Source organism: Micromonospora siamensis (genome assembly GCF_900090305.1).
Lineage (GTDB): Bacteria > Actinomycetota > Actinomycetes > Mycobacteriales > Micromonosporaceae > Micromonospora > Micromonospora siamensis.
In genome coordinates this window covers 6,095,363-6,110,403 of sequence record NZ_LT607751.1, presented here as the reverse complement: position 1 = coordinate 6,110,403, position 15,041 = coordinate 6,095,363, and the positions used below count along the sequence as shown (strand labels likewise).

General features: G+C 68.8%; 28 protein-coding genes. All 28 read left to right on the top strand.

Annotated elements, in window-relative coordinates:
- Positions 1–2: 2 nt before the first annotated feature.
- The 28 genes from rplC to rpsK all read left to right on the top strand — a co-directional run bounded on the left by rplC (position 3) and on the right by rpsK (position 15,033).
- Positions 3–668, top strand: a complete 666-nt coding sequence (gene rplC, locus GA0074704_RS28010; RefSeq protein WP_088973244.1) for a 50S ribosomal protein L3 — start codon at positions 3–5, stop codon at positions 666–668.
- Positions 665–1,315, top strand: coding sequence for a 50S ribosomal protein L4 (gene rplD, locus GA0074704_RS28005; protein ID WP_088973243.1), 651 nt, complete (start codon positions 665–667; stop codon positions 1,313–1,315). Before rplC ends, rplD begins: the two co-directional genes overlap by 4 nt.
- Positions 1,312–1,614 carry a 50S ribosomal protein L23 gene (gene rplW / locus GA0074704_RS28000; RefSeq protein WP_067301418.1) on the top strand — a complete coding sequence of 101 codons (303 nt, stop codon included), beginning with the start codon at positions 1,312–1,314 and terminating at the stop codon, positions 1,612–1,614. The genes rplD and rplW overlap by 4 nt, the downstream gene beginning before the upstream one ends.
- Before the next feature lie 12 nt (positions 1,615–1,626).
- Complete coding sequence (gene rplB, locus GA0074704_RS27995; RefSeq protein WP_088973242.1) at positions 1,627–2,466, top strand: 50S ribosomal protein L2; 840 nt, start codon at positions 1,627–1,629, stop codon at positions 2,464–2,466.
- A 12-nt stretch (positions 2,467–2,478) separates the two neighbouring features.
- Entirely contained in the window at positions 2,479–2,760 is a 282-nt protein-coding gene (gene rpsS / locus GA0074704_RS27990) for a 30S ribosomal protein S19 (protein ID WP_088647003.1), read from the top strand.
- 40 nt (positions 2,761–2,800) lie between these two features.
- Entirely contained in the window at positions 2,801–3,256 is a 456-nt protein-coding gene (gene rplV / locus GA0074704_RS27985; RefSeq protein ID WP_088973241.1) for a 50S ribosomal protein L22, read from the top strand.
- Positions 3,256–4,128: a 30S ribosomal protein S3 gene (rpsC, locus tag GA0074704_RS27980; RefSeq protein ID WP_088973240.1), complete on the top strand. Its 873-nt coding sequence runs from the start codon at positions 3,256–3,258 to the stop codon at positions 4,126–4,128. The genes rplV and rpsC overlap by 1 nt, the downstream gene beginning before the upstream one ends.
- Positions 4,129–4,131: 3 nt before the next feature.
- Positions 4,132–4,557 carry a 50S ribosomal protein L16 gene (rplP, locus tag GA0074704_RS27975; protein ID WP_073834927.1) on the top strand — a complete coding sequence of 142 codons (426 nt, stop codon included), beginning with the start codon at positions 4,132–4,134 and terminating at the stop codon, positions 4,555–4,557.
- Positions 4,557–4,793, top strand: coding sequence for a 50S ribosomal protein L29 (rpmC, locus tag GA0074704_RS27970; RefSeq protein ID WP_013288628.1), 237 nt, complete (start codon positions 4,557–4,559; stop codon positions 4,791–4,793). Before rplP ends, rpmC begins: the two co-directional genes overlap by 1 nt.
- Positions 4,790–5,065 (top strand): 30S ribosomal protein S17, encoded by a 276-nt coding sequence (rpsQ, locus tag GA0074704_RS27965; RefSeq protein ID WP_088973239.1) that lies wholly within the window; start codon positions 4,790–4,792, stop codon positions 5,063–5,065. Before rpmC ends, rpsQ begins: the two co-directional genes overlap by 4 nt.
- A gap of 100 nt (positions 5,066–5,165) precedes the next feature.
- On the top strand, positions 5,166–5,534 hold the full coding sequence (gene rplN / locus GA0074704_RS27960) for a 50S ribosomal protein L14 (protein ID WP_007465279.1): 369 nt from the start codon (positions 5,166–5,168) through the stop codon (positions 5,532–5,534).
- Positions 5,531–5,851 carry a 50S ribosomal protein L24 gene (rplX, locus tag GA0074704_RS27955; protein ID WP_007465276.1) on the top strand — a complete coding sequence of 107 codons (321 nt, stop codon included), beginning with the start codon at positions 5,531–5,533 and terminating at the stop codon, positions 5,849–5,851. The genes rplN and rplX overlap by 4 nt, the downstream gene beginning before the upstream one ends.
- Positions 5,851–6,420: a 50S ribosomal protein L5 gene (gene rplE / locus GA0074704_RS27950; RefSeq protein ID WP_088973238.1), complete on the top strand. Its 570-nt coding sequence runs from the start codon at positions 5,851–5,853 to the stop codon at positions 6,418–6,420. The genes rplX and rplE overlap by 1 nt, the downstream gene beginning before the upstream one ends.
- Position 6,421: 1 nt before the next feature.
- A complete protein-coding gene (locus GA0074704_RS27945) occupies positions 6,422–6,607 on the top strand; it encodes a type Z 30S ribosomal protein S14 (RefSeq protein WP_007073023.1) in 186 nt (61 codons plus the stop codon).
- A gap of 96 nt (positions 6,608–6,703) precedes the next feature.
- Positions 6,704–7,111, top strand: coding sequence for a 30S ribosomal protein S8 (gene rpsH, locus GA0074704_RS27940; protein WP_067301438.1), 408 nt, complete (start codon positions 6,704–6,706; stop codon positions 7,109–7,111).
- A 16-nt stretch (positions 7,112–7,127) separates the two neighbouring features.
- Positions 7,128–7,670, top strand: coding sequence for a 50S ribosomal protein L6 (gene rplF, locus GA0074704_RS27935; RefSeq protein ID WP_088973237.1), 543 nt, complete (start codon positions 7,128–7,130; stop codon positions 7,668–7,670).
- The gene (gene rplR / locus GA0074704_RS27930) at positions 7,667–8,056 is read left to right on the top strand and encodes a 50S ribosomal protein L18 (protein ID WP_088973236.1); all 390 of its coding nucleotides are present in this window, start codon (positions 7,667–7,669) and stop codon (positions 8,054–8,056) included. Before rplF ends, rplR begins: the two co-directional genes overlap by 4 nt.
- A 33-nt stretch (positions 8,057–8,089) precedes the next feature.
- Positions 8,090–8,704, top strand: coding sequence for a 30S ribosomal protein S5 (gene rpsE, locus GA0074704_RS27925; protein WP_013288621.1), 615 nt, complete (start codon positions 8,090–8,092; stop codon positions 8,702–8,704).
- On the top strand, positions 8,704–8,886 hold the full coding sequence (rpmD, locus tag GA0074704_RS27920) for a 50S ribosomal protein L30 (RefSeq protein ID WP_088973235.1): 183 nt from the start codon (positions 8,704–8,706) through the stop codon (positions 8,884–8,886). The genes rpsE and rpmD overlap by 1 nt, the downstream gene beginning before the upstream one ends.
- Positions 8,886–9,329, top strand: a complete 444-nt coding sequence (gene rplO, locus GA0074704_RS27915; protein WP_088973234.1) for a 50S ribosomal protein L15 — start codon at positions 8,886–8,888, stop codon at positions 9,327–9,329. Before rpmD ends, rplO begins: the two co-directional genes overlap by 1 nt.
- A gap of 231 nt (positions 9,330–9,560) precedes the next feature.
- Positions 9,561–10,889 (top strand): preprotein translocase subunit SecY, encoded by a 1,329-nt coding sequence (secY, locus tag GA0074704_RS27910; RefSeq protein WP_088973233.1) that lies wholly within the window; start codon positions 9,561–9,563, stop codon positions 10,887–10,889.
- Positions 10,890–11,543: an adenylate kinase gene (locus GA0074704_RS27905; protein ID WP_088973232.1), complete on the top strand. Its 654-nt coding sequence runs from the start codon at positions 10,890–10,892 to the stop codon at positions 11,541–11,543.
- A 90-nt stretch (positions 11,544–11,633) separates the two neighbouring features.
- Complete coding sequence (gene map, locus GA0074704_RS27900; protein ID WP_088973231.1) at positions 11,634–12,485, top strand: type I methionyl aminopeptidase; 852 nt, start codon at positions 11,634–11,636, stop codon at positions 12,483–12,485.
- 146 nt (positions 12,486–12,631) lie between these two features.
- Positions 12,632–13,231 (top strand): DUF1707 SHOCT-like domain-containing protein, encoded by a 600-nt coding sequence (locus GA0074704_RS27895; RefSeq protein WP_231926702.1) that lies wholly within the window; start codon positions 12,632–12,634, stop codon positions 13,229–13,231.
- 303 nt (positions 13,232–13,534) lie between these two features.
- On the top strand, positions 13,535–13,756 hold the full coding sequence (gene infA / locus GA0074704_RS27890; RefSeq protein WP_007073013.1) for a translation initiation factor IF-1: 222 nt from the start codon (positions 13,535–13,537) through the stop codon (positions 13,754–13,756).
- A gap of 93 nt (positions 13,757–13,849) precedes the next feature.
- The gene (gene rpmJ, locus GA0074704_RS27885; RefSeq protein WP_012184307.1) at positions 13,850–13,963 is read left to right on the top strand and encodes a 50S ribosomal protein L36; all 114 of its coding nucleotides are present in this window, start codon (positions 13,850–13,852) and stop codon (positions 13,961–13,963) included.
- Between the two features lie 263 nt (positions 13,964–14,226).
- The gene (gene rpsM, locus GA0074704_RS27880; protein ID WP_013288614.1) at positions 14,227–14,607 is read left to right on the top strand and encodes a 30S ribosomal protein S13; all 381 of its coding nucleotides are present in this window, start codon (positions 14,227–14,229) and stop codon (positions 14,605–14,607) included.
- Positions 14,608–14,625: 18 nt separating this feature from the next.
- Positions 14,626–15,033, top strand: coding sequence for a 30S ribosomal protein S11 (rpsK, locus tag GA0074704_RS27875; RefSeq protein ID WP_014440747.1), 408 nt, complete (start codon positions 14,626–14,628; stop codon positions 15,031–15,033).
- The last annotated feature ends 8 nt before the right edge of the window (positions 15,034–15,041 follow it).

The window sequence follows — 15,041 nt, the reverse complement described above, 5'->3', positions numbered from 1 at the left end:
AAATGGACAGGCAAGTCAAGGGGATCCTGGGCGCCAAGCTCGGCATGACCCAGGTCTGGGACAACAACAAGGTTGTTCCCGTGACCGTGGTTCAGGCCGGCCCGTGCGTCGTCAGCCAGGTTCGTAGCGCCGAGAAGGACGGTTACTCCGCGGTCCAGCTGGCGTACGGCACGATCGACCCGCGCAAGGTCAAGAAGCCGGTCAGCGGGCACTACGCGAAGGCGGACGTGGCGCCGCGCCGGCACATCGTCGAGCTGCGCACCGCCGACGCCGCCGACTACTCGCTGGGCCAGGAGGTCACGGTCGAGGAGTTCCCGGCGGGCGTCGTCATCGACGTCACCGGCAAGACCAAGGGCAAGGGCTACGCCGGCCCGATGAAGCGGCACGGCTTCCACGGTCTGCGCGCCAGCCACGGTGTCGAGCGCAAGCACCGCTCGCCGGGCTCCATCGGCGCCTGCGCCACCCCGGGTCGTGTCTTCAAGGGCACCCGGATGGCCGGCCGGATGGGTGGCGTTCGCTACACCGTCCAGAACCTGACCGTCCAGGCGGTCGACACCGAGAACAACCTCCTGCTCGTCCGTGGCGCCATCCCCGGCCCCAAGGGCGCGCTGGTCCTGGTCCGTACCGCGGCCAAGACCAAGGCGAAGAAGGGCGGTGCGGCCAAGTGACCACCGTTGACGTCCTCAACGTCGAAGGCGCCAAGAGCGGCTCCGTCGAGCTGCCCGGCGACATCTTCGACGTCCAGGCGAACGTCGCCCTGATGCACCAGGTCGTGGTGGCCCAGCTCGCGGCGGCCCGTCAGGGCACGCACAAGGCCAAGACCCGCGGCGAGGTGTCCGGCGGCGGCAAGAAGCCTTACAAGCAGAAGGGCACCGGTCGTGCCCGCCAGGGCTCGACCCGCGCGCCGCAGTTCGCCGGCGGTGGCGTGGTCCACGGCCCGGTGCCGCGCGACTACAGCCAGCGCACCCCGAAGAAGATGAAGGCCGCCGCCCTGCGTGGCGCCCTCTCCGACCGGGCTCGCGCCGGCCAGGTGCACGTCGTCGAGTCGTTCGTCTCCGGCGAGAAGCCGTCGACGAAGGCGGCGCTGACCGCGCTGGCGAAGTTCACCGGGGCCCGTCGGGTTCTGGTCGTGCTGAGCAGCGCCGACGAGCTGAACTGGGTGTCGCTGCGCAACGAGCCGCGGGTGCACCTGATCGAGGCCGGCCAGCTCAACACGTACGACGTGCTGGTGGCCGACGACGTGGTCTTCACCAAGGACGCCCTGGACGAGTTCCTCGGTGTTCCCGCCGAGACCACCGAGGAGGGTGGCAAGTGAGCACGATCGCCGATCCGCGTGACGTCATCGTCGCGCCGGTCGTCTCGGAGAAGAGCTACAGCGAGCTGAACCGGAACTGGTACACCTTCCTGGTGCACCCGGACGCGAACAAGACCGAGATCAAGATCGCTATCCAGCAGATCTTCAACGTCCGCGTCCTGACGGTCAACACGCTCAACCGCCAGGGCAAGCGCAAGCGCACCAAGACCGGCTTCGGTCAGCGCAAGGCCACCAAGCGGGCGATCGTGAAGCTGGCTGACGGAGACCGTATCGAGGCCTTCGGCGGCCCGGTCAGCTGAGGGGTGTAGACAATGGCTATCCGTAAGTACAAGCCGACGACGCCGGGCCGCCGTGGCTCCAGCGTCGCCGACTTCGCCGAGATCACCCGGTCCACGCCGGAGAAGTCGCTGCTGGCTCCGCTGCCGAAGAAGGGCGGGCGTAACGCCCACGGCCGGATCACCACGCGGCACCACGGTGGCGGTCACAAGCGCCAGTACCGTCTGATCGACTTCAAGCGGGTCGACAAGGACGGCATCCCGGCCAAGGTCGCCCACATCGAGTACGACCCGAACCGCACCGCGCGTATCGCGCTGCTGCACTACGCCGACGGCGAGAAGCGCTACATCCTCGCGCCGAAGGACCTGAAGCAGGGCGACGCGATCGAGTCGGGCCCGGGCGCCGACATCAAGCCGGGCAACAACCTGCCGCTGCGCAACATCCCGGTCGGTACGACGATCCACAACGTGGAGCTTCGTCCCGGCGGTGGCGCCAAGCTGGCGCGTTCGGCCGGCGTCGGCATCCAGCTGCTCGGCCGTGAGGGCGCGTACGCGACCCTCCGCATGCCGTCCGGCGAGATCCGGCGGGTCGACGTGCGCTGCCGCGCCAGCATCGGCGAGATCGGCAACGCCGACCAGTCGAACATCAACTGGGGCAAGGCCGGCCGGATGCGGTGGAAGGGCAAGCGCCCGACCGTCCGTGGTGTCGCCATGAACCCGGTCGACCACCCGCACGGTGGTGGTGAGGGTAAGACCTCCGGTGGTCGCCACCCGGTCAACCCGCAGGGTAAGCCCGAGGGCCGCACCCGTCGTAAGGGCCAGCCGAGCGACCGGCTGATCGTCCGCCGCCGCTACGCCACGCGTAAGCGCGGCTGAGGGAGATAGAGCATGCCTCGCAGCCTGAAGAAGGGCCCGTTCATCGACGACCACCTGCTCAAGAAGGTGGAGACGCAGAACGACAAGGGCTCGAAGAACGTCATCAAGACCTGGTCGCGGCGCTCGACGATCATCCCCGAGATGCTCGGGCACACGATCGCCGTGCACGACGGGCGCAAGCACGTCCCCGTGTTCGTGACCGAGGCGATGGTCGGGCACAAGCTCGGCGAGTTCGCGCTGACCCGCACGTTCAAGGGTCACGAGAAGGACGACCGGAAGAGCCGCCGGCGCTGACGCCGCGGGCATACGGATAGAGGAACAAGGGGTTACAGCGATGCCAGGAAAGGGCGACGCTCCGGTGCTTCCGGGCGCGCGGGCGGTTGCGCGACACGTGCGCATCTCGCCGATGAAGGCGCGCCGGGTGGTCAACCTCGTCCGCGGCCTGCCCGCGAAGGAGGCTCTCACGGTGCTGCAGTTCGCGCCGCAGGCTGCGAGCGAGCAGGTGTACAAGGTGCTCGCGAGCGCGATCGCCAACGCGGAGAACAACGAGCGGCTGGACCCTGACGCGCTGCTCGTCAGCGAGGCTTTCGTCGACGAGGGCCCGACCATGAAGCGGTTCCGGCCGCGTGCGCAGGGCCGGGCCTACCGGATCCGCAAGCGCACCTGCCACATCACCGTGGCGGTCGAGGCGGTCGCGCCAGCGGCGCCGAAGAAGTCGGCGAAGAAGGCCGCCCCGGCGAAGCAGGCCGAGGCTGCCGACACGCAGAGCACGACGGAGGGTGCCGAGTAATGGGTCAGAAGGTTCACCCCACTGGGTTCCGGCTCGGCATCTCGACCGACTGGAAGTCCCGCTGGTTCGCGGACAAGCTCTACAAGGACTACATCGGCGAGGACGTCAAGATCCGCCGGATGATGTCCAAGGGCCTCGAGCGCGCCGGGATCTCCAAGGTCGACATCGAGCGCACCCGGGACCGGGTCCGGGTTGACATCCACACCGCCCGTCCGGGCATCGTGATCGGCCGTAAGGGTGCCGAGGCGGACCGGATCCGCGGCGAGCTGGAGAAGCTCACCGGCAAGCAGGTGCAGCTGAACATCATCGAGGTGAAGAACCCCGAGTCGGACGCGCAGCTGGTCGCCCAGGGCGTCGCCGAGCAGCTCTCCAGCCGGGTCAGCTTCCGTCGGGCCATGCGCAAGTCGATGCAGTCCGCGATGAAGAACCCGGCCTGCAAGGGCATCCGGGTTCAGGTCTCGGGCCGTCTCGGCGGCGCCGAGATGAGCCGGACCGAGTTCTACCGCGAGGGTCGGGTTCCGCTGCACACGCTGCGGGCCAACATCGAGTACGGCTTCTTCGAGGCCCGTACCACCTTCGGCCGGATCGGCGTGAAGGTCTGGATCTACAAGGGCGACGCCGTTCCGGGCCGGGAGGCTCCGGCCGAGGCGGCTCCGTCCCGCGGCCCGCGCCGTGACCGTGGCGACCGGCCTGAGCGGCCGCGCCGTGGCCGGTCGGGTTCGTCCGGCACGACCGCCGGTGGCACCGAGGCCGGCCGCGCTGCGGCGACCACCATCGCGCAGCAGGCGGAGACGCCGGCCGGCGACCCGGTGGACGCCGGCGCTGTCGCCGCGGCCGCCACTCAGCCGGCAGAAACGCAGCAGGAGGGCTGACAGATGCTGATGCCGCGCAAGCCCCCGAAGGGCTTCCGCAAGCCGCACCACCCGGACCGCCACGGCGCGTCCAAGGGTGGTAACCGGGTGGTGTTCGGCGAGTTCGGGATCCAGGCTCTCGAGCCGGCGTACGTGACCAACCGGCAGATCGAGTCGGCGCGTATCGCGATGACCCGCCACATCAAGCGTGGCGGCAAGGTCTGGATCACGATCTTCCCGGACCAGGCCCTCACCAAGAAGCCGGCGGAAACCCGCATGGGTTCCGGTAAGGGTTCGCCCGAGTGGTGGGTCGCCAACGTCAAGCCGGGGCGGGTTCTCTTCGAGATGTCCTTCCCCAACGAGCAGATCGCGCGAGAGGCGATGCGTCGCGCGATCCACAAGCTCCCGATGAAGTGCCGCATTGTTACGCGCGAAGTGGGTGAATCCTGATGGCAGCGGGCGTCAAGCCTTCCGAGCTGCGTGAGCTCTCCGAGGAGGAGCTGGTCACGAAGCTGCGTGAGGCCAAGGCGGAGCTGTTCAACCTCCGCGTGCAGGCCGCAACCGGGCAGCTGGACAACAACCGGCGGCTGCAGGTCATCCGTCGGGAGATCGCCCGGATCTACACGATCATGCGTGAGCGCGAGCTGGGTCTCTCGGCCGCGCCGACTGAGGTGACTGCATCATGAGCGAGAACACCACCGCCGCCGCGCGGGCCCGCCGTAAGGTGCGTGAGGGCCTCGTGGTCAGCGACAAGATGGAAAAGACCGTCGTGGTCGAGGTCGAGGACCGGGTCAAGCACGCGCTGTACGGCAAGATCATGCGCCGTACCCGCAAGCTGAAGGTCCACGACGAGCAGAACTCCGCCGGGATCGGCGACCGGGTCACGATCATGGAGACCCGGCCGCTCTCCGCCACCAAGCGGTGGCGGCTCGTGGAGATCCTCGAGAAGGCCAAGTAGCGAAGGCTCGAGCTCGGCCGCCGAAACGGTCGGGCGAAGTTCCGCCAGGCTCCGGCCGCCCAGCGGGCGGCCGGAGAACCGGCAGACATAGGAGATAGACGTGATTCAGCAGGAGTCGCGACTGCGCGTCGCCGACAACACGGGTGCCCGGGAGATCCTGTGCATCCGGGTTCTCGGTGGCTCCGGTCGGCGCTACGCGAGCATCGGCGACGTCATCGTGGCCACCGTCAAGGACGCGATCCCGGGTGCCGGCGTCAAGAAGGGCGACGTCGTCAAGGCGGTCGTCGTCCGCACCGCCAAGGAGCGGCGTCGGCCGGACGGTTCGTACATCCGCTTCGACGAGAACGCCGCCGTCATCATCAAGGACGGCGGGGACCCGCGCGGTACCCGTATCTTCGGCCCGGTGGGTCGGGAGCTGCGGGACAAGCGGTTCATGAAGATCATCTCTCTCGCGCCGGAGGTGTTGTGACCGTGAAGGTCAAGAAGGGCGACACGGTCGTCGTCATCGCCGGCAAGGACAAGGGTGCCAAGGGCAAGGTCATCGCGGCCTACCCGCGGCAGGACAAGGTCCTGGTCGAGGGCGTGAACCGGGTCAAGAAGCACACCCGCATCAGCACCACCCAGCGTGGCGCCAAGACCGGTGGCATCGTCACCCAGGAGGCCCCGATCCACGTCTCGAACGTGCAGGTCCTGGACTCCGACGGGAAGCCGACCCGCGTCGGTTACCGGATCGACGACAACGGCCAGAAGGTCCGCATCGCGCGTAGCACCGGTAAGGACCTGTGATGACCACGGCTACCGAAACCAAGACCATGCCGCGCCTCAAGGAGCGGTACCGCAACGAGATCGTGGCCAAGCTGCAGGAGCAGCACAACTACGGCAACGCGATGCAGGTGCCGCGGCTGGTCAAGATCGTCGTTAACATGGGTGTCGGCGAGGCCGCTCGCGACGCCAAGCTGATCGACGGCGCGGTCCGCGACCTCGCCACGATCACCGGCCAGAAGCCGCAGGTGCGGAAGGCGACCAAGTCCATCGCGCAGTTCAAGCTCCGCGAGGGCATGCCGATCGGCGCGAAGGTGACCCTGCGCGGCGACCGGATGTGGGAGTTCCTGGACCGGCTGCTGTCGATCGCGCTGCCGCGTATCCGCGACTTCCGCGGTCTCGACGGGCGCAAGCTCGACGGGCACGGCAACTACACGTTCGGTCTGACCGAGCAGTCGGTGTTCCACGAGATCGACCAGGACAAGATCGATCGCCAGCGGGGCATGGACATCACGGTGGTCACCACCGCCACGACCGACGACGAGGGCCGGGCGCTGCTCAAGCTCCTGGGCTTCCCGTTCAAGGAGAACTGAGATGGCCAAGAAGGCGCTGATCCTCAAGGCGGCCGCGAAGCCGAAGTTCTCGGTTCGCGCGTACACCCGCTGCCAGCGGTGCGGGCGTCCGAAGGCGGTCTACCGCAAGTTCGGTCTCTGCCGGGTGTGCATCCGGGAGATGGCCCACCGCGGTGAGCTGCCCGGCGTGTCCAAGGCTTCCTGGTAATAGCCCGGCGCGCCTAGCGCGTCAGCTGAACTGTCTCTTCGCCGTAGGCCCCGGGCCTGGCCCGGGGAACCCCGGCGAGAAAGGTTGACGAATTTCATGACGATGACCGACCCGATCGCAGACATGCTCACGCGTCTGCGGAACGCCAACCAGGCGTACCACGACCGGGTGACGATGCCCTACTCGAAGATCAAGGCGAACATCGCCGAGGTCCTCAAGGCCGAGGGTTACATCGCCACCTGGTTGGTCGAGGAGCCCGAGGAGGGCGCCGTCGGCAAGCGACTGGTCGTCGAGCTGAAGTACGGCCAGAACCGCGAGCGGAGCCTGGCCGGCATCAAGCGCGTGTCCAAGCCCGGTCTCCGGGTGTACGCCAAGTCGGACGGGCTCCCGCGGGTGCTCGGCGGGCTGGGCGTGGCGATCATTTCGACGTCCCAGGGACTGCTGACCGACCGGCAGGCCCGCAAGCGGAGCGTTGGCGGGGAAGTCCTCGCCTTCGTCTGGTAACGGGAGACTGGTAGAAATGTCGCGTATTGGACGTAAGTCGATCCCGGTGCCTTCCGGCGTCGACATCACGATCGAAGGCCAGACCGTCAAGGTCAAGGGCCCGAAGGGCGAGCTGTCGCACACGCTCGCCGAGCCGATCAAGGCGGAGCGGGGCGAGGACGGCCAGCTGCACGTCAACCGGCCGAACGACGAGCGCAAGGCCAAGGAGCTGCACGGCCTGAGCCGTACCCTGGTCGCCAACATGATCGTCGGCGTCACCGAGGGCTACCGCAAGAGCCTGGAGATCGCCGGTACCGGTTACCGCGTGACCGCCAAGGGCAAGGACCTGGAGTTCGCGCTCGGGTTCTCGCACCCGGTGGTCGTCCCCGCGCCGGACGGCATCACCTTCACGGTGGAGCGGCCGACGCTGTTCCACGTGGCCGGCATCGACAAGCAGCAGGTCGGCGAGGTTGCCGCCAACATCCGGAAGATCCGCCCGCCGGAGCCCTACAAGGGCAAGGGCGTCAAGTACCAGGGCGAGGTCATCCGCCGCAAGGCTGGAAAGGCAGGTAAGAAGTGAGCGCCACGCTGCTCAAGCGCCGCCGCGGCGTCGCCGCCAAGCGTGCCGTCGGGCGTGCGCGCCGGCACTTCCGGGTCCGCAAGAACGTCAACGGCACCGCCGAGCGTCCCCGCCTGGTCGTCACCCGGTCCCTGCGGCACATCACGGCTCAGGTCGTCGACGACACCAAGGGTCACACCCTGGCGTCGGCCTCGACCCTGGACGCCTCGCTGCGCGGCACCGAGGGCGACAAGAGCGCCCTGGCCGGCAAGGTCGGCGCCCTGCTCGCCGAGCGGGCCAAGGCCGCCGGCGTCTCGAAGGTCGTCTTCGACCGCGGTGGCAACCGGTACGCGGGGCGGGTCGCCGCGCTTGCCGACGCCGCCCGCGAAGCCGGGCTCGAGTTCTAGAAACCCCGTCACGAGAGAGAAGGAAGGCTGCTGATGCCAGGTCAACAGCGCCGTGGCGGCGGGTCCGGTGGCAACGAGGGTGGTCGCCGCGACAACCGCCGTGAGGGCGGCCGCGGAAACGCGCCCGTCGAGAAGACCCCGCACCTCGAGCGGGTCGTCGCGATCAACCGCGTCGCCAAGGTCGTGAAGGGTGGTCGTCGCTTCAGCTTCACCGCCCTGGTGATCGTGGGCGACGGCGACGGCACCGTCGGTGTGGGCTACGGAAAGGCCAAGGAGGTGCCCGCGGCGATCGCCAAGGGTGTCGAGGAGGCCAAGAAGCACTTCTTCAAGGTGCCGCGGATCGGTCAGTCGATCCCGCACCCGGTCACGGGCGAGGACGCCGCCGGTGTGGTGCTGCTCAAGCCGGCCTCGGCCGGTACGGGTGTCATCGCCGGTGGTCCGGTGCGTGCCGTGCTGGAGTGCGCGGGCATCCACGACGTGCTCTCCAAGAGCCTCGGCTCGTCCAACCCGATCAACATCGTGCACGCCACCGTGGCGGCCCTGAAGGGCCTCGAGTCCCCGGAGCAGGTCGCGGCGCGTCGTGGCCTCCCGGTGGAGGACGTGGCGCCGGCGGCGATGCTGGCGTCGCGGGCGGGGGTGGCGTCCTGATGGCTCGCCTGAAGGTCACCCAGCTCCGGTCCGAGATCGGGGCCAAGCACAACCAGCGTGAGTCGCTGCGTTCGCTCGGCCTCAAGCGGATCAACGACGTGGTGGTCAAGGAGGACCGTCCCGAGATTCGGGGCATGATCTTCAAGGTCAACCACCTCGTGAAGGTCGAGGAGGTCGAGTAATGACGATCAAGGTTCACCACCTGCGCCCGGCCCCGGGTGCCAAGACCGCGAAGACCCGGGTGGGTCGCGGTGAGGGCTCCAAGGGCAAGACCGCCGGTCGCGGTACCAAGGGTTCCAAGGCCCGCAAGAACATCTCGGCGGCGTTCGAGGGTGGGCAGATGCCCATCCACATGCGCCTGCCGAAGATGAAGGGCTTCAAGAACAAGTTCAAGGTCGTCTTCCAGGTGGTCAACCTGGACCGGCTCGCCGAGCTCTTCCCGAACGGCGGCCAGGTCGGCCCGATCGAGATGGTCGAGGCCGGTGCGGTCCGCAAGGGCCAGCCGGTCAAGGTGCTCGGCACCGGCGACCTCGGTGGTGTGGCGCTCCAGGTGTCGGCGCACGCGTTCAGCGCGTCGGCCAAGGAGAAGATCACCGCCGCCGGTGGCTCCGTCACCGAGCTGTAAGGCAGAAACACGGCGCCCGCTCAGTTGTCGCAACTGGGCGGGCGCCGTGGTCTCACCCGGTGCGTGTGCGCCGGGTAACATCGGATCCGGTTTATGTAGCCGGGCACACCTGCCCGGACCGGGATGAGGCTGTTAGAGTCCCATCCCAGCTATGGATATCGGGCACTCGCCCGGCACCAACCCCGCCCCGCCAGGGTTCACCGGCGGCCCGCCTCGCGCAGGAGGAAGAAGTTGCTGTCCGCCTTTCTCAGTGCGTTCCGTACGCCTGACCTGCGCAAGAAGCTGCTGTTCACAGTAGGCATCATCGCGGTCTACCGGCTGGGTGCCACGCTCCCCAGCCCCGGCGTCTCGTACGCGAACGTGCAGAAGTGCCTCGACAGCATCCAGGGTGACACCACCGGGGTGCTGAGCCTGCTCGACCTCTTCTCGGGTGGAGCGTTGCTCCAGCTGTCGGTCTTCGCGCTGGGCATCATGCCGTACATCACCGCGTCGATCATCCTGCAGCTGCTGACCGTGGTCATCCCACGGCTGGAGCAGCTCCGCAAGGAGGGTCAGGCCGGTCAGGCCAAGATCACGCAGTACACCCGCTACCTGACGCTGGGCCTGGGCATCCTCCAGTCGTCGGCGTTCGTGGCGCTGGCCCGCTCCGGGCAGCTCTTCCAGAACAGGTGCGACCAGTTCCCGATCATCCCCGAGGGGACCGGCATCCCGGACTGGCTGACGCTGACCATCCTGGTCATGACGATGACCGCCGGCACCGGTGTGGTGATGTGGCTCGGTGAGCTGATCACCGACCGCGGCGTCGGCAACGGCATGTCCGTGCTGATCTTCACCTCGATCGCGGCCCGCCTCCCCAGCGAGGGCTGGAAGATCAAGACCCAGCAGGGCTGGCCCAAGTTCTTCCTGGTGCTCGCGCTGGTCCTGCTGGTCATCACCGCGGTCACCTTCATCGAGCAGGCGCAGCGCCGGATCCCGGTGCAGTACGCCAAGCGGATGATCGGCCGGCGGATGTACGGCGGCACCTCCACCTACATCCCGCTGAAGGTGAACCAGGCCGGTGTCATCCCGGTCATCTTCGCCTCGTCGCTGCTCTACCTGCCGCAGCTGGCGCTGCAGTTCTTCGACCAGAACAACCCGGGCAAGACCCAGGCCTGGATCCAGAACAACATCGTCGCGCCGGCCAGCCCGCTGCACATCGCGATCTACTTCCTGCTGATCATCTTCTTCACGTACTTCTACGTGTCGATCACGTTCAACCCGACCGAGGTCGCGGACAACATGAAGAAGTACGGCGGCTTCGTGCCGGGTATCCGCCCGGGCAAGCCGACGGCCGAATACCTCGACTTCATCCTCAGCCGGATCACCCTGCCGGGTGCGCTCTACCTGGGCATCGTCGCGGTCCTGCCGAACTTCTTCTTCATCTGGCTGAACAACCAGCAGTTCCAGAACTTCCCGTTCGGCGGCACCGCTGTGCTCATCATGGTCGGCGTCGGTCTGGAGACCGTGAAGCAGATCGAGAGCCAACTCATGCAGCGGAACTACGAAGGGTTCCTGCGGTAGATGCGACTCGTTCTGGTTGGCCCGCCGGGCGCGGGCAAGGGCACACAGGCGGAGTTCATCGCCGCCCACCTCTCGGTGCCGAAGATCTCGACCGGTGACATCTTCCGGGCGAACGTCTCGCAGGGCACGCCGCTGGGCGTCGAAGCCAAGCGGTACATGGACGCCGGCAAGCTGGTTCCGGACGAGGTGACCATCAACATGGTCCGGGATCGGCTCGCCGAGCCGGACGCCGCCGAGGGCTTCCTGCTCGACGGTTTCCCGCGGACCACTCCGCAGGCAGCCGCGCTGGACAAGCTCCTCGCCGACCTGGGCACCGCGATGGACCTGGTGCTGGAGCTGGTCGTCGACGACGACGAGGTGATCAGGCGGCTCGCCGGCCGGCGTACCTGCCGGGGCTGCGGCAAGATCTGGCACGTCGAGTTCGACGCCACCACCCGGGACGGGATCTGCGACCGCTGCGGCGCCGAGCTGTTCCAGCGCGACGACGACAAGCCGGAGACCATCGCGGCCCGGCTCCGCGAGTACGCCGAGAAGACCGCGCCGCTGGTGGACTACTACGGCGCCCAGGGCAAGCTGGTGGGCATCGACGCCACCGGCCCGGTGGAGGACGTCACCGTCCGCGCCATCGACGCCCTCCGCTCGTACGGCGGCTGACGTACCGCCGGTCCGCCGGCGGATAGAGTGCGAACAGCGGGGTACGCGAGACGTGCCCCGCTGTTCCGCGCAACGAAAGGTAACGCCTCCATGCGTCGTCACCAGCTGGACATCCAGCTGAAGACCCCGGACCAGATCGAGAAGATGCGCGCCGCCGGCCTGGTGGTCGCCGAGGCGCTGCGCCGGATGCGGGAGGCGGTGGCCCCGGGCGTCAGCACCGCCGACCTGGACGCGATCGCCGAGTCGACGATCCGCGAGGCCGGGGCCGTACCCTCCTTCAAGGGCTACCACGGCTTCCCGGCGTCGATCTGCTCGTCGGTCAACGAGCAGGTGGTGCACGCCATCCCGGCTGCCGACCAGGTGCTCCGCGACGGCGACCTGATCTCGATCGACTGCGGGGCGATCCTCGACGGCTGGCACGGCGACGCGGCCATCACCGTCGGGGTGGGCGAGGTCGACCCGGCGTTGCTGAAGATGACCGCGGTGGCCGAGGACGCGATGTGGGCCGGGATCGCCGCCGCCGCTCGGGGCGCCGCGAACGGCCGGGGCCGGCTGACGGACATCTCGCACGCGGTGGAGAAGGCCGTCCGGCGCGGTGGCCGGTACGGCATCGTCGACGGCTACGGCGGGCACGGCATCGGCACCGAGATGCATCAGGACCCGCACGTGCTCAACCACGGCCGCCCGGGTCGCGGCCCCCGGTTGGTGCCCGGCCTGGCGCTGGCGATCGAGCCGATGATCACGATGGGTTCGCCGCGCACCGTCGAGCTCTCCGACGGCTGGACGGTGATCACCCGCGACCGCTCGATGGCCGTGCACGTGGAGCACTCGATGGCGCTGCTGGACGACGGCGTGTGGGTGCTGACCGCGTTCGACGGCGGCCGGGGCCGGCTCGGTGATCTCGTCACCGCCCGCCAGCCCGTCGGTTCCCCGGCGATCTGACCCATCCACCCCGTCCCATCGGGGAAACCGACTCCGGGGACACCGCGGGCCTCGGGTCGGTGACCCTCGGCGCGACGGGCAGATCTGGCGGTGGCCCTGCCGTCTCGGCGGGCCCCGGGTGGCGCTCCGGTGGCATGCTGGGCGGCATGGACGCGCGGGACGGGATGCGGGCGGCTGACGCTGACCGGCAGGAGACGGCGGATCGGCTCCGGGTGGCGCTGGAGGAGGGCCGGCTCGACCTGCACGAGTACGACGAGCGCCTGCAGCGGGCGTACGCGGCGAAGACCTACGGCGAACTCGACGGCGTGCTGGCGGATCTTCCGGGGCCGGCGGTGACGGGGCGATCCGGGCCTGTCCCGGCTCAGCCCGGCGGGGAACGGTCCGGCGCGGTGGTCGGGTCCGAGGGGGCGTACCCGGTGGCGTCGGTCACGCCGGAGCCGCCGAGTCGGATGGCCCCGGTCACGCCCGGCGGCGGACCGGTGACCGGCGGCGCTGGCCAGTGGCTGCTGGAGGAGTGGTCGCCCTGGTTGCGGGTCGCCGCCATCCTGACCGCGATCTGGCTGCTCTCGTCGCTCGGTGACCGGGACATCGACGGCTACTGGCCGGCCTGGGTGCTCGGGCCGTGGGGAGCGGTGCTGCTGTTCCGGACCGCGGGCGGGCTGGCCACCGGGGAACCGGCACGGGTGGTGGCGCGCCGCGCGGAACGGCGCCGACGGCGGCAGGCCCGGCGGGGCCGGGGACACTGACCGCGGCGGGCCCGGCGGAGCCGGGCACACCGACCGCGGCGGCCCCGGGGAATCCGGCCGCGGCGGGCCCGACGGGTGTCCGGTTCGCTCCGGCGGGTGACAGGCCGGGTGGCCGGTTTGGCGACGGCGGACGGGCGGGCGTACACTTTCAGATCGGCGCACAGCGTCCACTCCGGCATGCCCACCCTGCGCTTCGGTGGGAGCTGGAGCCGCGGCTGGCGCGGGTTGCCTGATCTTGGTCAGGTCGCCCGTGTAAGACGTTGTGAGCCGTCCGGAGCAACCGACGTCAGGACAGCGGAGGACATGCCGAAAAAAGACGGAGCCATCGAGATCGAGGGTCGGGTCATCGAGCCCCTGCCGAACGCCATGTTCCGGGTGGAGCTCGCGAACGGTCACAAGGTGCTGGCTCACATCAGCGGCAAGATGCGGCAGCACTACATCCGCATCCTGCCGGAGGACCGTGTCGTCGTCGAACTCTCGCCGTACGACCTGACCCGCGGGCGCATCGTCTACCGCTACAAGTAGTCCTGACGGCGGCCGGGACGTCCCCGTGTCCGTCTTCGACGTCCGGCGTCGCGCGTGATCGTGCCTCCGGGCCAGATGGGAAGTAAGGCAACCGTGAAGGTCAAGCCGAGCGTCAAGAGGATCTGCAACAAGTGCCGGGTCATTCGCCGGCACGGCCGGGTCATGGTCATCTGCACCGACCCGCGCCACAAGCAGCGCCAGGGCTGAACCAGTCGCACCGGTCGTGACACACGGCCGGTTGGATCGGTCCGGGCCGCAGGTCCAGCACACATCACCAAGCTCGTCCCAGCCGCGAGCGGTACGCAGCGCGTACCCCCTCGTGGTTGACCCCCGGTCGGAGGCCGGGGCCCGCTCGGGCAACGACCACTCCCGGTCGCCGGCGCCACAGGCGTCGGAAGGACGGGACGGTCGGTAGCGGGATGGGTCGGGTCCAGACCTCCGCCACAACATCACGAGGAGTACGCCCGCACATGGCACGTCTAGTCGGCGTCGACCTCCCCCGCGAAAAGCGGATGGAGATCGCGCTCACCTACATCTTCGGCGTGGGCCGCACCCGCGCCCTGGAGACGCTCGCCGCGACCGGCATCTCGCCGGACAAGCGAGTCCGGGACCTCACGGACGAGGAGCTCGTCGAGCTCCGGAACCACATCGAGGGCAACTACAAGGTTGAAGGCGACCTGCGCCGCGAGGTCGCCGCTGACATCCGCCGCAAGGTCGAGATCGGCTGCTACGCCGGTATCCGGCACCGCCGTGGTCTGCCCGTGCGTGGTCAGCGCACCAAGACCAACGCGCGTACCCGGAAGGGCCCGAAGCGGACCGTGGCCGGCAAGAAGAAGCCCGGCAAGAAGTAACTAGGAGCGCACAGACTTATGCCACCGAAGGCTCGTGCCGGAGCCGCTGTCAAGAAGGTCCGGCGCAAGGAACGCAAGAACGTCGCCCACGGGCAGGCGCACATCAAGAGCACCTTCAACAACACCATCGTGTCGATCACCGACCCGACCGGTGCTGTCATCTCCTGGGCCTCCTCCGGCCAGGTGGGCTTCAAGGGCTCCCGCAAGTCGACTCCGTTCGCCGCGCAGCTGGCCGCCGAGGCCGCCGCGCGTCGGGCCATGGAGCACGGCATGCGCAAGGTCGACGTGTTCGTCAAGGGCCCCGGCTCCGGCCGGGAGACCGCCATCCGTTCGCTGCAGGCCGCCGGCCTCGAGGTCGGGCAGATCTCCGACGTCACGCCGCAGCCGCACAACGGATGCCGTCCGCCCAAGCGTCGTCGGGTCTGAGAGGTAGA